This window comes from Pontibacillus halophilus JSM 076056 = DSM 19796 (assembly GCF_000425205.1).
Lineage (GTDB): Bacteria > Bacillota > Bacilli > Bacillales > BH030062 > Pontibacillus_A > Pontibacillus_A halophilus.
In genome coordinates this window covers 86,775-108,788 of sequence record NZ_AULI01000005.1, presented here as the reverse complement: position 1 = coordinate 108,788, position 22,014 = coordinate 86,775, and the positions used below count along the sequence as shown (strand labels likewise).

Here is a 22,014-nt window from a genome sequence, read left to right as displayed (position 1 = left end):
ATTAATACCTCGGCTTTCTGTTTTGAATTTCCTCAAGGAACTGTAAATAGTGCTCGTAACGAAAAGCGGGAAGCTCTCTCTCTTCTGCCGCTTGTTTAACAGCACATTTTGGCTCTTTCTTATGCATACAACCGCGAAATTTGCATGATTTCCCAATTTCGAAGATCTCTGGGAAACATTCTGATAGCTCTTCTTGTTCTAGCTCCTGAAATTCAAGTGAACTGAAACCTGGAGTATCGGCAATTAACCCTCCATTGAGCTTATGCAATTCCACATGTCTTGTCGTATGTTTTCCACGGCCAAGGCTTTTCGAGATTGTACCAATTTCTAACTGAAAGGCTGGTTCTAATGCGTTTAACATGGAAGATTTACCCACTCCAGATTGTCCAGCAATAACAGACGTTTTCCCTTCTAAATAAGGGAGTAACTCGTCCATCCCATTTTCATTGTGAGATGAACCTAGAATAACAGAGTATCCAATCCTTTCGTAAGTTTGTTTATAGGTATTCACTCTGTCCAATGTTTCGTTATCCATTAAGTCGCTTTTCGTAATGACAATGATAGGCTTTATATGCTTTGATTCAACAAGAACTAAGAATCGGTCAAGCAACAACGGGTTAAAGGTAGGTTCAACTCCCGATGAGACGATGACGGCTTGGTCGACATTCGCAATAGGCGGGCGAACCAATTCATTCTCTCGTTCATGGACCTCAAGAATGTAGCCCTCATCATTTTCATCAATTTCAAACGATACGTCATCACCAACTAGGGGAGTGATTTTACGTTTCCTGAAATTCCCTCGCCCTTTACATGGATAAACAGTTCCTTCGCTAAGCACATAATAAAATCCGCTAAGCGATTTCACAATTTGGCCTTGCTGCATTTATTCACCTTCCTCATACGAGAATGTCTCTTCTTTAACGACATTCCCATCAACCACAACCTTATACGTTGCTTCCCCATCAACTGGAATAAGCAGTTCTAGCGTATAGGTCTTGGTTTCTGTAATTTTATCTTCTTGATGTACATCAGTTAGGTTGCGGTTCACATCATCTACGTAAATTACTACGGTGTGTTCATTTGGATCCGCATTTTCAGGTGACTCATCACCAGACCCTTCCTCTTCATTAGCCAGCGGTTCTTCTTCAGATTGGTTTGGAGGAATGTCTACCGTATACTCCACCGTCTTTGAAAGTGGAGATTTCTTTTCTGGGCCATTGGATACCGTGACAGAAAGAGAAGTTCCAGGTTTTACTTCATCCCCTGCTGCTGGGCTTTGAGAAATCACTTGGCCTTCAGGGACCGTCTCCGAATAGTCATAGTTCACATCACGGTCTGAGAATGATATGTCACCTGATTCGGCATACTCACGAACACCTTTAAGCGTCTGACCTCTCATATCCTTGACCGTTATATTCTCTGGTCCAATACTGATGTTGAACACAACTCTTGTGTCTTCTGGCACTACCCGCTCACCTGCAGTTGGTGTCACATGCTCAATAATTTCACCCTCTGGTACTGTATCACTCGTTTTAGGTACGGAAGTAACAGACGAATAGCCATCTGATTCTAGCTGTCGTTTCACGGATTCGTAAGACTGATTCGTGTAATCTTCAAAGTCCACTTTCTGTTTTCCAATACTCTCAACGATTGTAACGGTCGCCTCTTCTTTCACGATGTTAAAAGCTTCTGGACTGGTACGAATGACTTGTCCTTCTGGTACTTCATCGGATGTCTCCGTTTCTCGTTCCACATTCAAGTTTAACTCGCTGAGCTTGCTATATGCCTCGCTATAATCCATTCCTGCCACATCTATAATCTCTACATCGTCAGGAATGAAGTATCTTGGAATTATGAAGATGGCCGCAACCGCTAGCACAGTAAGGATTAGGAGAGACGTTAGTACGATCGGAAGGACGCGTTTTTTCTTTTTGTCCTTCTTCTTATTCTTTTGTTTGCTGTCCTCAGTTGAGTACGGTTCGCCCTTCTCATGTGTAGCTTGTTGAGACTCCGGGGGGACCGTTTCTCCATCATGTACAATCGTATCTGAGATTGTATCTTCGTCATTGTACGCATCATTCGTAATAATGGGAATGGCCTTTGTAACTTCTTCATCATCGGAATTAACAGGCGGTGTAAACTTAGGCTCGTTAATGCGATGAGGCAGTAACACCGTCTCTAAATCATCCATCATTTCGTGTACATCTTGGTAACGGTGAAAACGGTCTTTAGCTGTTGCTTTCAAGACGATGTTCTCTACACTTTGTGGTAGGTCATTGTTCCATCTCTTAATGGATGGGGTTTCACTTTGTAAGTGCTTTAATGCAATGGACACCGCTGACTGTCCGGAAAATGGCAATCTACCTGTGAGCATTTCAAACAGCACAATACCAATGGAATAAATATCAGATTTCTTCGTAGCCATTCCACCACGGGCTTGTTCTGGGGACAGATAGTGAACGGACCCAAGTACAGAATTGGTCTGAGTGAGTGAAGTAGCGGATAACGCTGTGGCAATTCCGAAGTCTGTTACTTTAACATGTTGATATTCGTCAATAAGAATGTTCTGAGGTTTAATATCCCTATGAATAATCCCATTATCATGAGCGAAACTAATCGCAGAAGTGAGTTGCTTCGTAATCGAGATTGCTTCTTCCACATCCAATGGTCCGTGAGTTTGGATGTATTTCTTTAGCGTCATTCCCTCCACATATTCCATCGCCATAAAATAAATTTGTTCCTCTTCACCTACATCGAAAATGTTGACGATGTTTGGGTGAGAAAGACTCGTTGCCGAGTGAGCCTCCCGATGGAATCGAGCGATAAATTCATCGTCATTCGCATACTCCAGGCGCAAAACTTTAATGGCGACTTGTCGGTTAAGAATCGTATCATTCGCGAGGTAGACATTCGCCATCCCACCTCCGCCAATGGTCTCTAAAATTTCGTACCGGTCATGTAGAAGGTGCCCCTTAAGCATTATGTGTCACCTTCTTCCATCGATTCATCATAATGAACAATGACGAGTGAAATATTGTCCTCACCGCCTCGTTCGTTTGCGATGGTCACAAGGCGTTCTGCTGCTTCTTCAACGCTTAGTGGAGTTTGTACAAACTCATGTAACTCTTCATCACTCACTTTATTCGATAGTCCGTCTGAACAAAGCAATAGAGTATTGCCCTCTTCCCATACCATCGTTTTTACGTCTACCGAAATGTCAGACTCAGTCCCAAGAGCCCTTAATAGAACATTCTTTCGTGGATGGTGTTCAGCATCCTGCCGAGAGATTTGACCCGATTTCACGAGTTCATTCACTAAGGAGTGATCTTCTGTTACTTGTTTAAATCCAAATTCAGTCTTAAGATAACAACGACTGTCACCAATATGAGCCACTGACACAAACTCATTCGTGCATATCGCAGCAACAACAGTCGTCCCCATCCCCTCACATTCTTCATGTTCTTTAGCATACTCGAATATTTCACGATTGATTGCCTGCACTTGTTCTTTCAACCATGCTTCTGCTTCATCAGGGGTGGTGATTAGAGAAGACTCGAGCCATTTCTTATGTAAAGAGGATGCAGCTAGCGAGCTAGCTACATCTCCTGCACGGTGACCGCCCATACCATCTGCGACAACGGCTAAAGCTTGTTCAGAGGCGTTCAAATACAATCCGCCTGCATCTTCATTATGAGATCGAACTTGTCCTGTATCTGTTAGGAAATATCCATTCACGGCCTATCACCTCGTCTCTTGTTTACGCTCCTTCGCACGCAACTGGCCACATGCAGCATCAATATCGTGACCTTGCTCACGTCGAATCGTTACGTTCACACCTTGTTCTTTCAACGTACGTTCGAATTCGAAAATTTGATTTCGTCCTGTACGCACATAATCACGTTCAGGAACGTAGTTAACTGGAATTAAGTTAACGTGTGTCTTTAGGTTGTACTCTTTAATCTTTTGAGCTAATTCCATAGCATGTTCATTTGAATCGTTCTCGCCACCCATGAGTCCATACTCAATCGTAACACGACGACCCGTCGTATCGTTGTAATACTTCATGGATTCTAGAAGTTTCTCTAACGGATACGCTTTGTTGATCGGCATCAATTTAGAGCGCAATTCATGGTTTGCAGCGTGTAGGGAAACAGCAAAGTTGATTTGCATCTTCTCGTCTGCGAATTCGTAAATTTTAGGAATAATTCCGCTAGTAGAGATTGTGATGTGGCGCGCGCCAATATTTAATCCCTTGTCGTGGTTCAAGACCTTCAAGAACGCAAGCATCTCTTCATAGTTATCAAATGGCTCGCCTATACCCATAATTACGACAGATGCAACGCGTTCCCCTGCATCGTCCAACGCTTGTTGAACTTTAAGCACTTGACTTACGATTTCTCCTGCTTCTAGCTGGCGTTTTAACCCACCTAGTGTAGAAGCACAGAATGTACAACCGATACGGCAACCCACTTGTGTCGTTACACATACGGAATAGCCGTAGTCATGTTTCATTAGTACTGTTTCAATTGTATAACCGTCATGCATTTCAAATAGAAACTTCATTGTCGTACCATCTGTAGACTTCTGTTGAATGACGGTGCTTAGCGTTGTAATCTTAAATGCTTCTTCAAGCTTTGTGCGTAACCCTTTTGAAAGGTTTGTCATTTCTTCGAATGTAGATACACGCTTTTGGTACAACCATTCAAATATTTGAGTAGCGCGGAACGCAGGCTCCCCATTATCCTTCAGCCACTTCTCTAGTTCTTCAAATGTTAAAGAATAGATTGAGGTTCCTAGATTAGGGCGCTTTTCTTTCTTACGCTTTCGTCGTTTCGTTACTTGTGTGTTCTCTTGCTTCGTTGCTTCCGTCATGGAAGTCACTCCTTCTTTTCAATCTAGTTAAGAAAAATCCGTCTGTGTCAAAGTCCTGTGGAAAGAGTTGAAGACCAAATGGAGACACGCCTGGCAATTCCTTCGTTTCTTCTGGTAACTCTTCAAAAAAGGCAGCATCCACTTCCCATTCAGGATGGTCCTGTAAGAAGGATTGGATGACTTGTTCATTCTCTTGCACGTCTACCGTACAAGTACTGTACATTAATTTGCCGTCTTCTTTCAGTAAGGGACTTACCGATTCTAACAGCTCTCGCTGAATTCGGGAAAGGGTTTTAATATCTTCTTCTGATTTTGAGTACTTAATATCAGGCTTCCCTCTTACTACCCCAAGCCCTGAGCACGGGGCATCTAATAAAATACGATCGAAAGTGTGATCATCATGCTTATCTCGTAAAGCACGGCTGTCTGCTGCTCCAGTTGTCACGTTTGTTAACCCAAGCTGCTCTGCTTTTTGCTTCACAAGGCGTACCTTCTTCTCGTGCAAATCGTATGCTGTTACATTTCCCTCATTATCCATATACTCTGCCATGTGCGTTGTCTTCCCGCCGGGTGCACTACATGCGTCGAGTACTTCCATCCCTTTCGATACACCAATGTGCTGACCGACAAGCATTGAACTTTCATCTTGAATGGTTAATCCACCATTTCGGAACAGTTCATGCTTCAGAATATTCCCCTTGAAGATTAAGATCCCGTCGTTTGCAAGGGAAGAAGGTTCGACATCGAATTCATCCTCCGTTAAACGCTCGATGATTTCACTCCGTGTATACTTTGTCGTATTCACTCGTACAGACATGCTCTTCGTCTCCAGGTTCGTAAAGCACATCGCCTTTGTTTCCTCAAGACCATACATGTCCACCCAACGCTTCACCATCCATAATGGATGACTTGTTTCCGTTGCTAAACGCTCAATTGGGTCCTCAATTTCTTCGAAAGAACGGGTACCGTTACGTTGCATGGAGCGAAGTACCCCGTTGACCATAGAGGCAATGCCTTTATGACCTTTCTTCTTCGCAATCTCTACTGCTTCATGAATGACGGCATGGTCTGGGACACGGTCTAAATACTTCATTTGGTATACCGACATGTAAAGAAGCCAAAGCACCCATGGCTTTAGCTTCTTCTGTTTCACAATAAACGGAGCAACAAGGTATTGTAACCCAACTTTACGTTGCAACGTTCCGTACACAATCTCTGTCAACAGTCCAGTATCTCGGTGAGCAAGCCCCTTCTTCTCAATGGCTTGATTCATCAATAGGTGACTGAAACTATTGTTTTCTCCGACTCTCGTTAAGATTTCAAGGGCGGTTTCTCTTAATGCTTCATTACTCATGGCTCTCTCCTAATACCTCTCCAAGTTCTAGCGATTGACCCGCTCCACGGAGGAAGGATGAGGCATCCATGCGTTTCTTCCCGGAAGGTTGCAAGTCTGTAATGCGAATTCCATGCCCATCGCCACATTTGACAATGATTCCTTCGTCTTCAATGGCTACAATTTCACCATTTTCCCCATTGAACTTACTCGCTACCTTCTCACCCCACCACACTTTAAGTGGTTTGGAACGCCATTCTGTAAACGCAACCGGCCATGGGTGTAACCCACGAATGTGGTTGTAAATCGTTTCAATGTCTTGGTTCCAGTCAATCTTCTCAAGATCACGCTTAATGTTAGGGGCAAAGGTAACTTTTGTTTCATCTTGAGGTTCTGCTGTAATGGTTCCGTCTAGCAATTTCGGAATGGTGTCGCTTAACAAGTCAGCACCTACGACTGATAGCTTGTCATGTAATGACCCTGTATGGTCGTCCTCCTCAATCGTTACTTTCGCTTGGGAGAGCATATCACCAGCGTCAAGGGCTTCGACCATGTACATAATCGTAATCCCTGTCTCCTTCTTTCCTTGAAGGATGGAATAATGGATTGGAGCTCCACCTCTTAATTCAGGGAGAAGTGACGCATGAACGTTAATGCATCCATAGGATGGGCCATCCAACAATTCTTTAGGAAGAATCTGTCCGAAAGCCGCCGTTACAACTAAATCTGGCTCATACTTAAGAACTTCATCGTACTCTTTCCGAATCTTCTCCGGTTGTAGTACGGGAATGTTATATTCTAACGCCTTCTCCTTCACAGGTGGCGGTGTCATCACTTTTTTACGCCCTTTAGGACGGTCTGGTTGAGTAACTACGGCAACAACGTTATACCCGTCATCGAGTAACCGTTGTAAGACGGGCACCGAGAAATCTGGTGTCCCCATAAATACAATTCGTTTCATATATGGTAACACTCCTTACATCATGTGGTACGGTTGAAAGTCAATCGTAAGCTGCAAATCTTTGTTTTGAATTTCATCTTCGTATAGTTGGAATAAGCGTTTCATTACTTTCGTCAAGTTCGGCTCATTTCTGTATTTTATCATGCATTGGTGTCGATATCTATCTTTGATCCGAGCAAGTGGTGATGGAGTCGGACCTAGTATGACCGTCTCCTCCGACAGTTGCTCTTGCAAGAAAGTAACTACTTTCCGGATTACGTCCATTGCATAAAGTTGGTTCGGATGAGACACAGTGACGAGCGTTAAAAAATAATAAGGGGGGTATTGCCCTAATTTCCTCATCTTCATTTCTTTCAAGTAGAACGACTCGTAGTCGTACTGACTTGCCATTTCGATACTATAATGTTCAGGGGTATAGCTTTGGACGACAACCTCACCCGGTAATTTGTCGCGCCCTGCCCTTCCGCTTACTTGCGTTAGCAACTGGAACGTTTTCTCAGATGATCGGAAATCAGGTAAATGCAGCAAAGAATCGGCAGCTAGTACCCCTACGAGCGTAACATTACCGAAATCTAACCCCTTCGCAATCATTTGTGTTCCGAGCAGAATATCTGCTTCTTTGTTACCGAATTTCGTTAAGAGACGTTCATGCGCCCCTTTTTGTCTTGTCGTATCGACATCCATCCGGATAATTCTCGCTTCAGGTAAGAGTTGTTGCAGCGACTCTTCTATCTTCTGAGTACCTGTCCCAAAATACCGAATGGTATCGCTCTCGCATGATGGACAAACGGTAGGCATCGCTTCTTCATACGAACAATAATGACACTTTAGACGGTCGTTCTTTCGATGATAGGTTAAAGCGATATCACAATGGGGACATTCTGATACATGTCCACAGTCTCGACACATTACGAACGTTGAATACCCTCTTCGATTTAAGAATAGAACCGTTTGTTCCCCTTTAGCCATCCGTTCTTGGATCTTATCAAATAGCGAACGGGAAAACATGGAGCGATTGCCCGCGTGCAACTCTTCACGCATGTCAATTCGTTCTACCTCAGGCATTGAAGCTTCGTTCATTCGTTTCGTCATGCTTAGGAGGGTGTATACCCCTTTCTTAGCACGTGCGTATGTTTCAAGTGTTGGTGTTGCACTACCGAGAACAATCGGACAATCGTGCTGTTCTCCTCGATAAATAGCTACATCTCGCGCATGGTAGCGTGGATGGTCTTCTTGTTTATAACTCGTTTCATGCTCTTCATCAATAATAATAATGCCAAGGTTCTGAAATGGAGCAAATATGGCAGAGCGAGCACCTACAACCACTTGCACTTCTTTCCGTTGAACTTTGCGCCATTCATCGAATTTCTCACCTTTAGATAACGCAGAGTGAAGCACGGCTACATTTGAACCAAATCGACTTTTGAAACGCTCAACCGTTTGAGGGGTAAGCGCAATTTCTGGAACAAGTACAATGGCTTCTCTTCCCTCTTCGATTACCTGCTGAATGGATTGTAAGTAAACTTCCGTCTTCCCACTCCCTGTCACACCATGCAACAAAAAGGTCTCATGTCGTTTCTCCGTTACTGATCTCCATATTGGAGTAATGGCGTCTTTTTGTTCTTCTGTAAGGGTGAGGGGCTCTGTCCGTTCGAACGCATCTTCCTCATAGGGACTACGATACACTTCCTTGTAGACCCGTGACAGTGTACCTTTATCAATTAGCGGCTTTAGTGAAGCCTTTGTTGTATTTAATTCTTCGAGAAGTTTCTTCTCCTCTATTTCCGTTGGATACTCAATAAAATATGATGTAATCAGACGCTGTTTCTTCGCTTGCTTGGACAGGCCTTCATACTCTTCATAAAGGGTATCCACTGGAACAGCTGGAGCGATATAAGGGATTTTCTTTAAGGTTTCTTTCCCTTTCACCTTATACCGCAACTCAATGGTTCCTTCCTTCATCGCCTTTTGAACAACGGAATAAGGAATTCCTGCCTCCGTGACATCATCAAAAGGAAAGTATCCTCGGCCGTTACTTACAAGCTGGATGCGGTCTGGTAACTGCTCTCGGTCTCCAATAATATGAATTTCTTTCTCATATTTTGCCTTCAGCACTTGTGGGAGCATCGCTTGTAAGGCAGAGATATGAAGACAAAGCGTAGTGTCTGCAATCCATCTACCAAGCTCTAACAACTCTCCTGTTAACACTGGTGTTAAATCCATCACATCTCCAATGGCCTTTAACCGGTCATGCTTACTTTCATCTGTAATTCCGATGACAAACCCCATAATCTTTCTTGGACCGAATGGAACGATTACTCTCATACCAGTATCAACGACGCCTTCTAAATGCGGAGGAATCTTATAATCGAAGGTTCGATTGGTTTGGCTTGTCGGGACATCTACGATGACTCGTGCTATATCCATCAATTATTCACCCTTTAAGTCGGTAGCGATTGAAAGCAATAGACGCCTTGCCACATCGTCTTTCGTTAACAATGGGTAGGCTTCTTGTTTTCCATTACGGTTCAAATAAGTAACAACGTTTGTGTCGCCTTTGAAGCCGGCCCCTTCAGCTGAAATGTCATTGACTACGATGGCATCGAGACGTTTACGCTCCATTTTCTCTTGCCCGTATCGGACAGGTTCGTCTGTTTCAGCAGCAAAGCCAACAATAAATTGCCCTTCTCTTCTTCGCTTACCTACCTCTTTTAGAATGTCTTTCGTACGTTCAAATTGAAGGGTAAGTGGCCCCTCTTGTTTCTTCATTTTTGAAGAGTACGTTTCCTTTGGACGGTAATCCGCGACAGCCGCTGCTTTAATAATGACATCAGCGCTTTCCATTTCATTTAGAACAGCTTCATACATATCTTCAGCCGAGACAACATCTATCCGCTTGACACCAGGAGGCGTGTCAAGTGAAACTGGCCCAGACACTAATGTAACAGAGGCACCTAAGTCAGCGGCTTGACGAGCAATGGCGTACCCCATCTTTCCAGAGGAATGATTTGTAAAGAACCTAACAGGATCCACACTCTCTTGGGTTGGACCAGCTGTAATGAGTACATGCTTCCCGACTAACGGTTGTTCTTTACTTTCTTGTTCTTCTAGAACTCGTACGATTGTCAGCGGCTCTTCCAATCGTCCTTTCCCGACATATCCACAAGCAAGGTAACCTTCTCCTGGCTCAATAAATTTGTAACCAAACGATTCAAGACGTTTCAAATTCGCTTGTACGGCAGGGTGAGCATACATGTGTACGTTCATTGCAGGGGCTACATATACAGGTGCTTCAGAAGCAAGCAACGTTGTCGTCAACATGTCATCGGCAATTCCATTCGCAAGCTTTCCGACTAAGTTGGCGGTCGCAGGAGCGAGGACAATCAAATCCGCCCAGTCCGCCACATCGATGTGAGAGATTTGTTCAGGAATCTTCTCATCAAAGGTATCTGTATAGACCGGGTTTCTTGATAATGCCTGAAAGGTTAAGGGGGAGACAAACTGAGTTGCGCTCTCCGTCATCATTACCGTTACATTTGCACCTGCTTGCACAAGCTTACTCGTTAACGCACTCGCTTTATAAGCGGCAATCCCGCCTGATACTCCTAAAATAACATTCTTGCCTGTTAACAACGGAATCGTCTCCCTTCAAAAACTGAATGACAAACAAAAATAACAACCTGAATAGGTTGTTATTTTAATGCATCCTCATCTAGAGAATAGTGAAGTTTTCCTTCGTAAATCTCTTCTAGCGCCTGGCCAACATATTTAGGAGAGTTTGTCCGCTCAAGCAATAGTGGACTCTCATCTTGAATTTGTCGTGCACGACGCGCAGACAATGTTACAAGAGTGTATTTCGAATTAATGTTCTTTAACAATGAGTCGATAGATGGTTCTAGCATCATTTCTCATCACGCTCCAATGCTTTCTTATATTCAAATGCAACGCGTTCGCGTTTGCAATGTTCACTTTTAACGATAGATTGAACCGTTTGTACAGCTCGATCAACTTGATCGTTAACTACAACGTAATCATAATAATCCATCATTTCAATTTCTTCTTTGGCTGCTTGAAGTCTGGAATGAACTAAATCTTCCGTTTCCGTCCCACGATTAATGATACGGTTCTTTAAATCTTCAAGACTTGGTGGAATCAAGAATACAAATACACCTTCTGGGAAGTTCTCCTTCACCTGAAGCGCACCTTGAACTTCGATTTCTAGAAATACATCATTTCCAGCCTCGAGCTGCTCTTCTACGTATGCTTTCGGTGTTCCATAATAGTTTCCCACATATTGCGCATATTCAATCATGCCTTTATCCGCAATCATCTGTTCAAAGTCTTCTTTCGTCTTAAAGAAGTAATCTACACCGTCTACTTCACCTTCGCGAGGAGGTCTAGTCGTCATGGAGATGGAGTATTTCAAGTCCGTATCCTTCTCGAATAAAGACTTACGAACAGTTCCCTTTCCGACACCGGACGGTCCAGAGAGGATAAATAAAATCCCTTTCTTATCAATCACAGTAAAGCTCCTACCCTTCGTCAGATAAATCATCGTGGCTGATTACGCGTCCGCCGACCGTTTCTGGTTGAACGGCTGACAACACCACATGATCACTGTCAGTTATAATGACCGCACGAGTTCGTCGGCCATATGTAGCATCGACCAGCTTGTTGTTATCACGAGCTACCGTGATAATGCGCTTAATAGGCGCAGATTCTGGTGATACAATTGAAATGATTCGGTTCGCTGAGACAACGTTCCCAAATCCTATGTTAATCAGACGTAAGCTCAAACATGGCTCCCCCTTTATGTCATGACCCAAAATCAATCAATATATTAAGTATATGAAAAATCCTATCGAAAACTCAATGTTTATTCAACATTTTGCGTTTGTTCTTTTAATTTTTCTACGATGCTCTTTAGCTGAATGGTCCATTCACCAATCTTTACATCGTTTGCTTTAGAGCCGATTGTGTTCACTTCACGGTGCATTTCTTGAATGATGAAATCCAATCGCCGTCCTACTGGTTCATTTACGTCCATCAGCGTCTTAAATTGTTCAAGATGACTAAACATTCTCGTTATTTCTTCCGCAATGTCCCCTTTTTCAGCTAACAAGGCAACCTCTTGTAACAGCCGCGCTTCGTCTTGAACGACCTCTTTGACATAGTCAGCTAAGCGAGAGCGAATCGATTCCCTCGTTTCTTCAACGGCAACTTCACGTCTTGACTCAAGGTCCATAAGTAGTTCACCCAAGGAATAGAGCCTTCCTGAGAAGTCACGGTGAATGGATTCACCTTCTCTTCGTCGCATGTCCACTAATTCAACCATTGCCTGTTCTAAGCTTTCGAGTATGATTGTTTCAAAGTTCGACCACTCTTCACGCTCATGAACAACGAATAATGAGGATAAACGAGTTACGTCTTGAATGGAAATGTCCCCTACTAGGTTATATCGACCTTTCGCTATTTGTAAAGACTTAATATATTGATCCATCAAATCAAAACGGGCCTCTAGCTCATTCCCTTGCTCGAAATCCCCTTCGATTGTGATGTACACGTCAATTCTCCCTCTAGAGAGTACCGACTTTAATCGTTGCTTGATTTCGTCTTCTAAATAAAGAATGGACTTAGACGCTTTAATGGATGCTTCAAAGAAACGATGGTTAACGCTCCGAATCTCAACAGTGACCTTCGCACCATCCATCTCTTTTACTCCTCGACCATATCCCGTCATGCTTTTTAGCACATGCACCACACCTATCTATACCTTCGTTGTAACCAAAGCTGTTGCACTTCATTCATTTTATCACGAAACGGTTAAAAAGAGTGGAAAAAAGAAACCTCAAGCAACAAAACGATTGTCTAACCTAACAAGCGGACTCTACCTTTTCTTGACCTATGTAAACTAAGCTTAACCTGAATGCTAATTCTCTTGTAAACGAGAACCAATACCTTCAAATAGAAAAAGGCATCGTTAAAAACGATGCCTAGGCTAACGTAACTGCGAGGTGTGGTTCGCAGTTACGGAGCTTATAAGAATATAAGGTAAACAGCGAAAATAACGGCGAACAGATAGAGCAACCAATGGACCTCTTTGCCTTTCCCACTAACTAGTTTCAAGAGAGGGTAAGTAATAAATCCAATTGCAATTCCCTCTGCAATGCTTGAAGTAAGCGGCATAGCAAGCAAGATTGCGAACGCTGGGAATGACTCGTCAAACGTCTTCCAGTCAATTCGAGATAGGTTCTCAATCATAAAGCACCCAACAATAATGAGTACAGGAGCCGTAATCGATGGGACATTCGCAATTGCTTGAATAATCCCTGAGAAGAACATACTGACAAAGAATAAGGACGCTACAACAACAGAAGTTAAACCGGTTCTCCCACCAGCCGCTACACCTGTAGTCGACTCAATATAGGCGGTTGAGGGGCTCGTACCAAATGTTGCACCTACTGATGTTGCAACTGCATCTGCTAACAATGCAGGCTTTGCATTCGGCAACTTCCCATCCTTCATGTATCCCGCTTGTTCCGCTACACCAATTATGGTGCCAGTCGTATCAAAGATTGTTACAAGTAAAAATGCAAAAATGACAATATATAATCCTTCTGTCACGATATTCGTTAACACCAATCCTAAGTTCATATCAAAGAACACAGGCATAGGTGGTAGATCCACAAATGATGTCCCTTCTTTAAAGGTAAGGTCACCTGTAAAGAAATAAGCTACGAGCGCTGTCAGAATCATCCCAATAAACAATGCGCCTTTCACGTTACGTGCAAGTAAAACCAATGTAATTCCTAAGCCAATTAACGTAAGGGTGGCTGTGGAGGTTGATAAATCCCCAATTAATCCTTCTTCACTCGGTGCGAGGATTCCTCCCATTTCTAAACCAACAAATGTGATAAACAATCCAATACCTGATGAAATTCCGTACTTAAGTGAATCAGGTATGGCTTCAATCAATTTCTCTCGAAACGACGTTAAACTTAGCACAATAAAGAGTAACCCTGCTAGGAAGACCGCTCCAAAGATAACTTCGTATCCAAATCCGTACTTGGCTACGGTAGTTGTAAAGTACACATTCAAGCCCATACCAGGCGCGATGGCAATTGGATAGTTTGCTAGTAGACCCATGATTAGTGTTCCTACAATCGCACTAATGATTGTGGCCATGAAGACTTGATCAAATGGTACACCTGCTGCGGATAAAATTCCGGGATTGACGACGATAATATACACCATCGACAAGAATGTCGTGAAGCCGGCAACGACTTCCGTTCGTGTATTTGTATTGTTTTTTGTGAGTTGAAAGAACTGATTCATCTATGAACACCAACTTTTACGAATAATTATGAAAGCCAAGTCTTATAATATTCGTTTTTATTTTTGATTTCAACACTTTTTCTCAAATTGTTCGTAAAAAAATAAAAAACCACCCAAAATCACGAGTGGTTTCAAAATAATGTTCGTCTTTTACTTCTTTGTAAACCCAAAAAACAGCGTTGGCACCGCACTCAAAGCTAAAATCATACCCCAATCGTACAGTACTAGATCGGTTGTATGGAACACAGGCTGAAGCGGTTCATAGTAAAGGACAACAAGCAATAACAAGACAGACGAGACGACTGCTCCGACCAGATAAAGGTTCTGGAACGGGTTTCTCGAGAAAACGGATTTCTCGCTTCTACAGTCAAACACGTGAATCAGCTGGGCCATGACTAATGTGCTAAAGGCAACCGTTTGAGCATATACAAGTCCTTCCGTCGTCCCATCATACGCCCAAATAAATGCCATTAACGTCACAATCCCAATTAAGATCCCTCTAGAAATAATCTTAAATCCTAAACCTCTTGAGAAGATGCCTTCCGTCGGCTTACGCGGTGCTCGCTTCAACACATCACCTTCTGATTGGTCTAGACCTAGTGCCATTGCTGGTAGTCCATCCGTCACAAGGTTCACCCATAAGATTTGAACTGGCACAAGCGGCAACGGCAACGCAAGCAGCATCGCAAACAACATGACTAAGATCTCACCAACATTCGAAGCAAGCAAGTACCGAATAAACTTTCGGATGTTGTCATAGATATTTCGTCCTTCATGAATCGCTGCTTTAATCGTAGCAAAGTTATCATCCAGTAAGATGAGTGAGGAGGACTCTTTCGCGACATCCGTTCCGCTTCTTCCCATAGAAACTCCAATGTCACTCGCTTTTATAGCAGGGGCATCATTGACCCCGTCCCCCGTCATCGCCACTACGTGCCCCTTCCGCTGGAATGATTGGACAATCTTTAGCTTATGTTGCGGGGTTACACGAGCGAAGACATAAATATCATCAATAAGATCATCAAGCTGATCATCTGATAAGTTGGAGACTTGACTGCCTTCCATCACAAGTCCCTTATCTGGTATAAGCTCAAGCTGTTTGGCAATGGCTTCAGCAGTCTTCGCATGATCTCCTGTAATCATCACCGTTTTAATACCTGCAGCGCGACATTCCGAAATGGCCGCCTTCACTTCTTTACGAGGAGGGTCGATCATTCCGACTACCCCTGCAAATATAAGGTCTTTCTCAAGTGTATAATCGGTAAAGTCTTCCGTATTTGACAGTGGCTTGTAGCAAATCGCAATGGTCCTTAATGCCTCATCAGCCATAGAGGAAATCGACGAACTTATCGCCTGCTCCTCTTTCTTCTGCATCGGCTTTACTCGAGCCACCGTTTTAACCATACTTGTCCTTGGCAGCAAGACATCAGGAGCGCCTTTCGTAATAGAGAGCCGCTTGCCATGATTATCTTCTACAACAACTGTCATCCGCTTTCGATCTGAGTCGAATGGAATCTCATGGATAATTGTCCAGCCAGATAACGTCTGTTCATCTATCCGAGCCTTCCTTCCGGCTACAACAATCGCCCCTTCTGTCGGGTCTCCATCTAGTGCGAACGCATCGTCTTTCTTTACTAACTTCGCATGGTTGCACAAGTTTCCATATAACAACATGTTCCGTACGTCAGGAAGTTGACTTAATTCGATTTCATTTCCATTATCGAAAAACGATCCAGATACATCGTATCCTTCCCCCGTCACATACAATGCATCATCCATCGTAAAGATGTGCTTAACAGTCATTTGGTTCTCCGTCATCGTACCCGTTTTGTCAGAACAAATCACAGAGGCGCAGCCAAGCGTCTCGACAGCAGAGAGTTTACGTACAATAGCTTTCTTCTTAATCATTCGCTGGACTCCGAGTGACAGGGCTACGGTGACAATGGCTGGCAAGCCCTCTGGTATGGCCGCAACAGCCAACGACACTCCTGCTAAGAACATTTGATAAATAGGATGACCTTGTAACACACCAATGACTACGACAAATAGCGTTAGAAGTAAAGCAGTAACAATCAAGATCTTCCCTAATTCCTCAAGCTTCCGCTCAAGTGGCGTTGGGATTCGTTCTGTAGATACGAGCATGGAAGCGATTTGACCCATTGCTGTGTCCATTCCTGTGCCGACCACAACACCGATTCCATTTCCTCGGGTCACAAGTGTCCCGGTGAACGCCATATTAGACTGGTCTCCAAGTTCCACGTGTTCCTCTGATAGAGGCTGATTGTTCTTGGCAACAGGCAATGACTCTCCAGTTAACGCAGATTCCTCAACTTCGAGTCCTCTGACTTCCACAAGTCTTAGGTCTGCGCTAATCCGATCTCCACTTGAGACTTTCACAACGTCTCCCACAACCAACTCACTAGAAGGCGTTTTCTTCCATTCATTCCCCCTCAAGCAATAGGCAACAGGAGCCGATAGTTCTTTTAACTTTGACAGGGATTTCTCTGCCTTTCGTTCTTGAAAGAAGCCTAGTATTCCATTCACAAGCACGATTGCCATGATGGCTATAGCATCGATGTACTCCCCAAGTAAGCCAGATACAAGGGTAGCGGCTAATAGCACAAGCACCATGAAATCTTGAAATTGCCTGAACAAGAGCATGTACCATTTCACTTGCTGCCCTTCTTCTAATACGTTCGGACCGAACTTACGCAATCGTTCTGCCGCTTGTTGCTCGGTTAAACCTTGTTTCATATTGACAGCAAGCTTTCTTGCCAGGCTATCTGTTTGATATTGATACCACTTCACAGCACACTCTCCTCCACTCCAAGTCTCTTGTTCATACCTATTCGAACTTGTCCATCTTTAGAACGGAAGAGAGGGTGACTCTACTAGCGTTTTACTTCGCATAGCCTTAAGAACATATGCTATACTAGGAGCATTGTGAGGTGATTTCAATGTCATTTGATGGCGTTGTCACCCGGGCCGTTTCCACTGAATTACACGAAACACTAATCCCCGGTAGAATAATGAAAATACATCAACCAACTCAAACAGAATTAATCTTTACGATACGGAGTCAAGGCAAAAATCATAGCTTACTCGTATCTGCGCACCCGTCTTACGGGAGAATGCATGTGACGGAAGACCGTTACGCCAATCCAAAGGAACCTCCAATGTTCACCATGTTGCTTCGTAAGCACTTAATTGGTGGATTCATCGATTCCATCGAGCAAGTAGAAATGGAACGAATTATTAAAATCCACGTAAGAAGTAAGGATGAAATTGGAGATGAGACAAAGAAAGTCTTATACGTTGAAATTATGGGGAAACACAGCAACATCTCGCTAATCGATGAAGAAAGAAACATGATTCTAGATAGCATCAAACACATTTCCCCCTCTCAGAATACGTACCGTACGCTTCTTCCAGGTCATACGTATAAGCTCCCACCTAGTCAAGATAAGTTAAACCCGCTTCATTTAACCGGTGAGGACTTAATTCGTAAGCTTGACTTCAATAGCGGGAAAATGGATAAACAAATCTTAGACGTATGTATGGGCTTCTCCCCTATCATTACACAGGAGATCACCCATCTCGCCAAACTAGGCGGTGCTGACTCAATTAAAGATGCGTACGAATCCATTCGCCAGAAGCTGCTTAAAACAGACTTCTCCCCCCATATATTAAAGGGGCAAAAGGAACGATTCTACGTCATTCCGTTGACATCTAAACAAGAAGAGACGGAGCACTATTCCACGGTAAGCGAAATGCTAGACAATTATTACTCTGGTAAAGCAGAGCGAGACCGTGTCAAGCAGCAAGCAGGCGATTTAGCTCGCTTTCTAAAGAACGAACGAAACAAAAACGAACGAAAAATTCAAAAGCATTATGATACGCTGAAAAAGGCTGAAGAAAGAGACACCTACCAGAAGGAAGGCGAACTGTTAACAGCGCATATGCACCTCGTGAAACAAGGTGATTCATCCGTTGATGTTATTGACTATTACGATCCAGAACAATCAACGATTACGATTGAATTAAATCCGAACAAGACGCCGAGCGAAAATGCACAAAGTCTATTCCAGACGTACCACAAGTTAAAGAAATCAAAAGAGATTGTCACTCAGGAAATTGAGAAAGCAGAACGTGAAATCCTTTACTTTGACAATTTAATTCAACAAGTGGACAGTGCTCGCCTAGAAGATATTGAAGAAATTCGCGAAGAACTACGTGAAGGTGGATATTTGAAGCAACGCACGGAAGCTAAGAAGAAGAAGAAGCCTACAAAACCTGCTCCCGATGTGTTCATGTCATCTGACGGCACAACCATTCTTGTTGGGAAGAACAACAAACAAAATGAGTACGTCACAATGAAGCTTGCAAATCGTGACGATACATGGCTTCATACGAAAGATATTCCTGGTTCACACGTTGTGATTAGGGACAGCACACCGAGTGAAGACACGCTCCTAGAAGCCGCACAATTGGCTGCTTACTACAGTAAGTCTAAAGCCTCATCTTCTGTTCCGGTTGATTACACATTAATCAAACACGTGAAGAAACCTAGCGGAGCGAAACCTGGTTTTGTAACCTATGACCAGCAAAAAACCGTATTCGTTACCCCACAGGAATCCGTTGTACGAGAGTTAAAAGGAAATACGACGAAAGAAAGAGACGAACTCGATTGAGTTCGTCTCTTTTTCTTCATATTGGTTCATGAAGTTACCCGAGGAAAGTTAGTCCAACTCCAATGACAACCCCTGTGACGAGAAGCGTAATGATACAAAATCCTAGGATGTCCTTTGCTTTAAGTCCAGCTATCGCTAATGCTGGAAGTGCCCAGAACGGTTGAATTAAGTTCGTCCATGCGTCACCCCATGCTACGGCCATGGCCGCTTTCGGAATCGATACACCTAATTCCTTAGCAGCTTCAATAACGATAGGTGCTTGAACAGCCCATTGCCCTCCTCCTGAAGGGACGAAGAAGTTTACAATGCCTGCACTAATAAATGTAAAGAACGGGAACGTCCACTGGTTTGAGATAGAGACAAACCACCCTGACATCTCAACCGCTAATCCCGATGCCACCATCATCCCCATTATACCTGCATAGAAAGGGAACTGAATGATGATTCCACCTGCACCCCGAACCGCGTCTCCTACTGAATCGATAAAGCTACGAGCTGTCCCATGAAACAAGATTCCTAGAAATAAGAACAAGAAATTAACAATGTTCAAGTTTAGTTGAAACCCGTTTGAAATAAAATAATAGATGAGAAAGACGATACCTAATAGTCCCATTAGAATAGCAAGGACTCTACTTTGTTCCAATCGTTCAGAAGGTGTTGTCGGAGAACCTGTTGGAGTTATCTGTCTTTCTTCTCTTAATTGGTCCGCTTTAACTGTAACCGTGGAAGTTGAATCTGGCATCATGAAACGGTTTAACAATGGCAAGATAATAAATATCGCAAGTACAATTGCAAGATTAAAGAAAGAGAAGATTGTTTCTGATGTCGGTATAATTCCAATCGAATCTTGACTAAAGTGCCCATCTGTCGCAATCGTAAGCGGAATAGAACCAGAGATTCCTCCATGCCAGACGATGAAACCTGAATACGCACTAGCCATTAACAAACGATAATCCACCCCAGTCACACGTTTAGCTAGTTCCTTTGCAAACAGCGCCCCTATGACAATCCCAAACCCCCAGTTGATAAAGCTAGCCAGTAACGAAATGAGTGTGACAAAAACGATTGCTTGTCCTTTCGTCTTTGCTTTACTCCCTAAGAAACCTAGTACCCGTTGAAAGAATGGACTACTTGCTAACACATAACCGGTCACTAAGACCAACACCATTTGCATCGCAAAGGTTAATAAATCAAAAAACCCGTCCCCCCAATACGTCACCATATCAAGCGGAGAGCTAGGTGTGACGACTAACCCCAAGATAAAAACGACAAACGTTAGAAGTAAAACAAAAACAAATGGATCTGGCAAATAACGCTGCATCAATCGGTTACTAAAATGAATGGTCCCCTTAATCAACATGTACCCCTCCCTCGTGATAAAACGCTTACATTACACATGTACGTCTTGTCAAGGTGAATTATTCATAAACAGTCCACCATAAAGAAACGAATGATGGATTAAACAGGAATACTCATTTCCACCTATCTGTCCTTTAATATGAAAGAGATGAGCTTTTGTCACACCTTCTACACTTTGAATATATATAAGTAGACTAATGAAACAGGGAGAGGTGCACGAAATGAGATATGCATGGGGGGTCGACTCCGAACAAGTTGTCACGAAAGAACTCTATAACTGTGTCTCGAAACACTACGGAAAGCCAGCCTATTGGGGAAGATTCTTAACGAGCGTACCCGGAGAGTCAGAAGGGCTTTCCATCAAAGAGATTCAGTTGCTTCAAGAAGGCGATACGAAGGTATTGCCCATTTACAATCACTTCACCACTGCAACAGGCTACCGGCAGGGTCGGGTCATTGCTCAGAACGCAGCCTTTCATGCTAAACGATTTATGATTCAAAAAGGTGCCCCTCTCTTTGCCTACATGAAAGGCCTCCAGGGTATTAATGAGGCGTGGATTAGAGGCTATGTGGATGCCATGGACAATACAGATTACGAAGCAGGCTTCTATTATGACTTGAAGAACGAGAATTTCACAAACGCGTATTGCAAAGCTGTGTCGAAAGAAAAGAGCATCCAAGAACAGTCCTTTCTGTGGAGCGCTGATCCAAATCTAGGTGTTACTTCTTTACGTAAAGCGCCTAAATTTCGACCTATCAAACCAAATTGCCAAGGAAACGTATGGGTGTGGCAATATGGGCGTGACGGGAATGCTTGTCCGATTCATACAGACCTTATGAGTACTCGATTACTTGAATTATTATAAAGTCACCGAATTATTCGCTAGGAAACTAGTTTAAGCTCTCCCCTTCTGAGGTAATCAATAGTAAGAACTTGTATAAACCAACGGAGGGATTCCCATGCAACAACAAACAAATCGTGAAACGAAATCAAATAGTAAGCTCGTACGAGGAATGCTAATAGGAGCGGCTGTCGGAGGAGCTGTTGCTTTATTGGACCGCCCTACCCGCACGAAAGTACAAGAACGAAGCAATCGCGCGAAGGAAACAGTTGGCCAGTTTGCGAAAGAGGTTAAAGAAGACCCACAGGGAATGAAAGATGAACTGGTTAACCGAGTTCAAGGAGCCACTGAAACAGTGAAAGAAGCTGTTGAAGACTTCCAAACTGTCTATGAGAAAACAACGGGTGAGATTGCTGAGAAGGTGAATGACGTGGAACAAGATTCGAAAGAGGCGCTTTCAGCTACGAAAGGTATTGGTGAGGACCTACAAGAAGCTGGGCAGAAATTAAAGGATGCCAAAGAAGAATTAACCCAGTCAGATGAAGGAGAAACGAACGGTAACCAACCCGTTGCCAAAACAACTTCCATACAAGAACGCTAATAAAAACGGAGAGGCTAGAA

Annotated in this window: 18 protein-coding genes; 3 read left to right on the top strand and 15 right to left on the bottom strand. The window is 43.4% G+C overall.

The features are described from left to right. Nucleotide 1: 1 nt before the first annotated feature. The 14 genes from rsgA to H513_RS0104865 form a co-directional block, all read right to left on the bottom strand. Complete coding sequence (rsgA, locus tag H513_RS0104930) at nucleotides 2–883, bottom strand: ribosome small subunit-dependent GTPase A (protein ID WP_026799728.1); 882 nt, start codon at nucleotides 881–883, stop codon at nucleotides 2–4. Then, the gene (pknB, locus tag H513_RS0104925) at nucleotides 884–2,980 is read right to left on the bottom strand and encodes a Stk1 family PASTA domain-containing Ser/Thr kinase (RefSeq protein WP_026799727.1); all 2,097 of its coding nucleotides are present in this window, start codon (nucleotides 2,978–2,980) and stop codon (nucleotides 884–886) included. It abuts the gene before it with no gap. Continuing rightward, nucleotides 2,980–3,735 carry a Stp1/IreP family PP2C-type Ser/Thr phosphatase gene (locus tag H513_RS0104920; protein ID WP_026799726.1) on the bottom strand — a complete coding sequence of 252 codons (756 nt, stop codon included), beginning with the start codon at nucleotides 3,733–3,735 and terminating at the stop codon, nucleotides 2,980–2,982. The genes pknB and H513_RS0104920 overlap by 1 nt, the downstream gene beginning before the upstream one ends. 6 nt (nucleotides 3,736–3,741) lie before the next feature. Continuing rightward, complete coding sequence (gene rlmN / locus H513_RS0104915; RefSeq protein WP_026799725.1) at nucleotides 3,742–4,872, bottom strand: dual-specificity RNA methyltransferase RlmN; 1,131 nt, start codon at nucleotides 4,870–4,872, stop codon at nucleotides 3,742–3,744. Further along, the gene (rsmB, locus tag H513_RS19615; protein ID WP_051239684.1) at nucleotides 4,817–6,226 is read right to left on the bottom strand and encodes a 16S rRNA (cytosine(967)-C(5))-methyltransferase RsmB; all 1,410 of its coding nucleotides are present in this window, start codon (nucleotides 6,224–6,226) and stop codon (nucleotides 4,817–4,819) included. Before rsmB ends, rlmN begins: the two co-directional genes overlap by 56 nt. After that, complete coding sequence (gene fmt, locus H513_RS0104905) at nucleotides 6,219–7,166, bottom strand: methionyl-tRNA formyltransferase (protein WP_026799724.1); 948 nt, start codon at nucleotides 7,164–7,166, stop codon at nucleotides 6,219–6,221. The genes rsmB and fmt overlap by 8 nt, the downstream gene beginning before the upstream one ends. A 15-nt stretch (nucleotides 7,167–7,181) precedes the next feature. Further along, nucleotides 7,182–9,593 carry a primosomal protein N' gene (priA, locus tag H513_RS0104900; protein WP_026799723.1) on the bottom strand — a complete coding sequence of 804 codons (2,412 nt, stop codon included), beginning with the start codon at nucleotides 9,591–9,593 and terminating at the stop codon, nucleotides 7,182–7,184. Between the two features lie 3 nt (nucleotides 9,594–9,596). Further along, a complete protein-coding gene (coaBC, locus tag H513_RS0104895; RefSeq protein ID WP_026799722.1) occupies nucleotides 9,597–10,799 on the bottom strand; it encodes a bifunctional phosphopantothenoylcysteine decarboxylase/phosphopantothenate--cysteine ligase CoaBC in 1,203 nt (400 codons plus the stop codon). Nucleotides 10,800–10,858: 59 nt separating this feature from the next. Then, nucleotides 10,859–11,071 carry a DNA-directed RNA polymerase subunit omega gene (gene rpoZ, locus H513_RS0104890; RefSeq protein WP_081658181.1) on the bottom strand — a complete coding sequence of 71 codons (213 nt, stop codon included), beginning with the start codon at nucleotides 11,069–11,071 and terminating at the stop codon, nucleotides 10,859–10,861. Continuing rightward, a complete protein-coding gene (gmk, locus tag H513_RS0104885) occupies nucleotides 11,068–11,688 on the bottom strand; it encodes a guanylate kinase (RefSeq protein ID WP_026799720.1) in 621 nt (206 codons plus the stop codon). The genes rpoZ and gmk overlap by 4 nt, the downstream gene beginning before the upstream one ends. 10 nt (nucleotides 11,689–11,698) lie before the next feature. Then, nucleotides 11,699–11,962 (bottom strand): extracellular matrix/biofilm regulator RemA, encoded by a 264-nt coding sequence (gene remA, locus H513_RS0104880; protein WP_026799719.1) that lies wholly within the window; start codon nucleotides 11,960–11,962, stop codon nucleotides 11,699–11,701. A gap of 80 nt (nucleotides 11,963–12,042) precedes the next feature. Beyond that, nucleotides 12,043–12,906 carry a YicC/YloC family endoribonuclease gene (locus tag H513_RS0104875; protein ID WP_036769359.1) on the bottom strand — a complete coding sequence of 288 codons (864 nt, stop codon included), beginning with the start codon at nucleotides 12,904–12,906 and terminating at the stop codon, nucleotides 12,043–12,045. A gap of 296 nt (nucleotides 12,907–13,202) precedes the next feature. Further along, nucleotides 13,203–14,501, bottom strand: a complete 1,299-nt coding sequence (locus H513_RS0104870; RefSeq protein WP_026799717.1) for an NCS2 family permease — start codon at nucleotides 14,499–14,501, stop codon at nucleotides 13,203–13,205. Between the two features lie 150 nt (nucleotides 14,502–14,651). Beyond that, nucleotides 14,652–17,309, bottom strand: a complete 2,658-nt coding sequence (locus tag H513_RS0104865) for a calcium-translocating P-type ATPase, SERCA-type (RefSeq protein WP_036769300.1) — start codon at nucleotides 17,307–17,309, stop codon at nucleotides 14,652–14,654. A 149-nt stretch (nucleotides 17,310–17,458) separates the two neighbouring features. On the opposite strand from H513_RS0104865, the gene H513_RS0104860 reads away from it, so the two are divergent. Next, the gene (locus H513_RS0104860) at nucleotides 17,459–19,192 is read left to right on the top strand and encodes an Rqc2 family fibronectin-binding protein (RefSeq protein WP_026799715.1); all 1,734 of its coding nucleotides are present in this window, start codon (nucleotides 17,459–17,461) and stop codon (nucleotides 19,190–19,192) included. A 34-nt stretch (nucleotides 19,193–19,226) separates the two neighbouring features. Here H513_RS0104860 and H513_RS0104855 read toward each other — a convergent pair whose 3' ends face one another. Then, nucleotides 19,227–20,546 carry a short-chain fatty acid transporter gene (locus H513_RS0104855; protein ID WP_026799714.1) on the bottom strand — a complete coding sequence of 440 codons (1,320 nt, stop codon included), beginning with the start codon at nucleotides 20,544–20,546 and terminating at the stop codon, nucleotides 19,227–19,229. 226 nt (nucleotides 20,547–20,772) lie between these two features. On the opposite strand from H513_RS0104855, the gene H513_RS0104850 reads away from it, so the two are divergent. Both H513_RS0104850 and H513_RS19610 read left to right on the top strand, forming a co-directional pair. Then, entirely contained in the window at nucleotides 20,773–21,417 is a 645-nt protein-coding gene (locus H513_RS0104850; protein WP_026799713.1) for a glycoside hydrolase family 25 domain-containing protein, read from the top strand. Between the two features lie 94 nt (nucleotides 21,418–21,511). Beyond that, nucleotides 21,512–21,994: a YtxH domain-containing protein gene (locus H513_RS19610; RefSeq protein ID WP_051239680.1), complete on the top strand. Its 483-nt coding sequence runs from the start codon at nucleotides 21,512–21,514 to the stop codon at nucleotides 21,992–21,994. Nucleotides 21,995–22,014 lie beyond the last annotated feature (20 nt).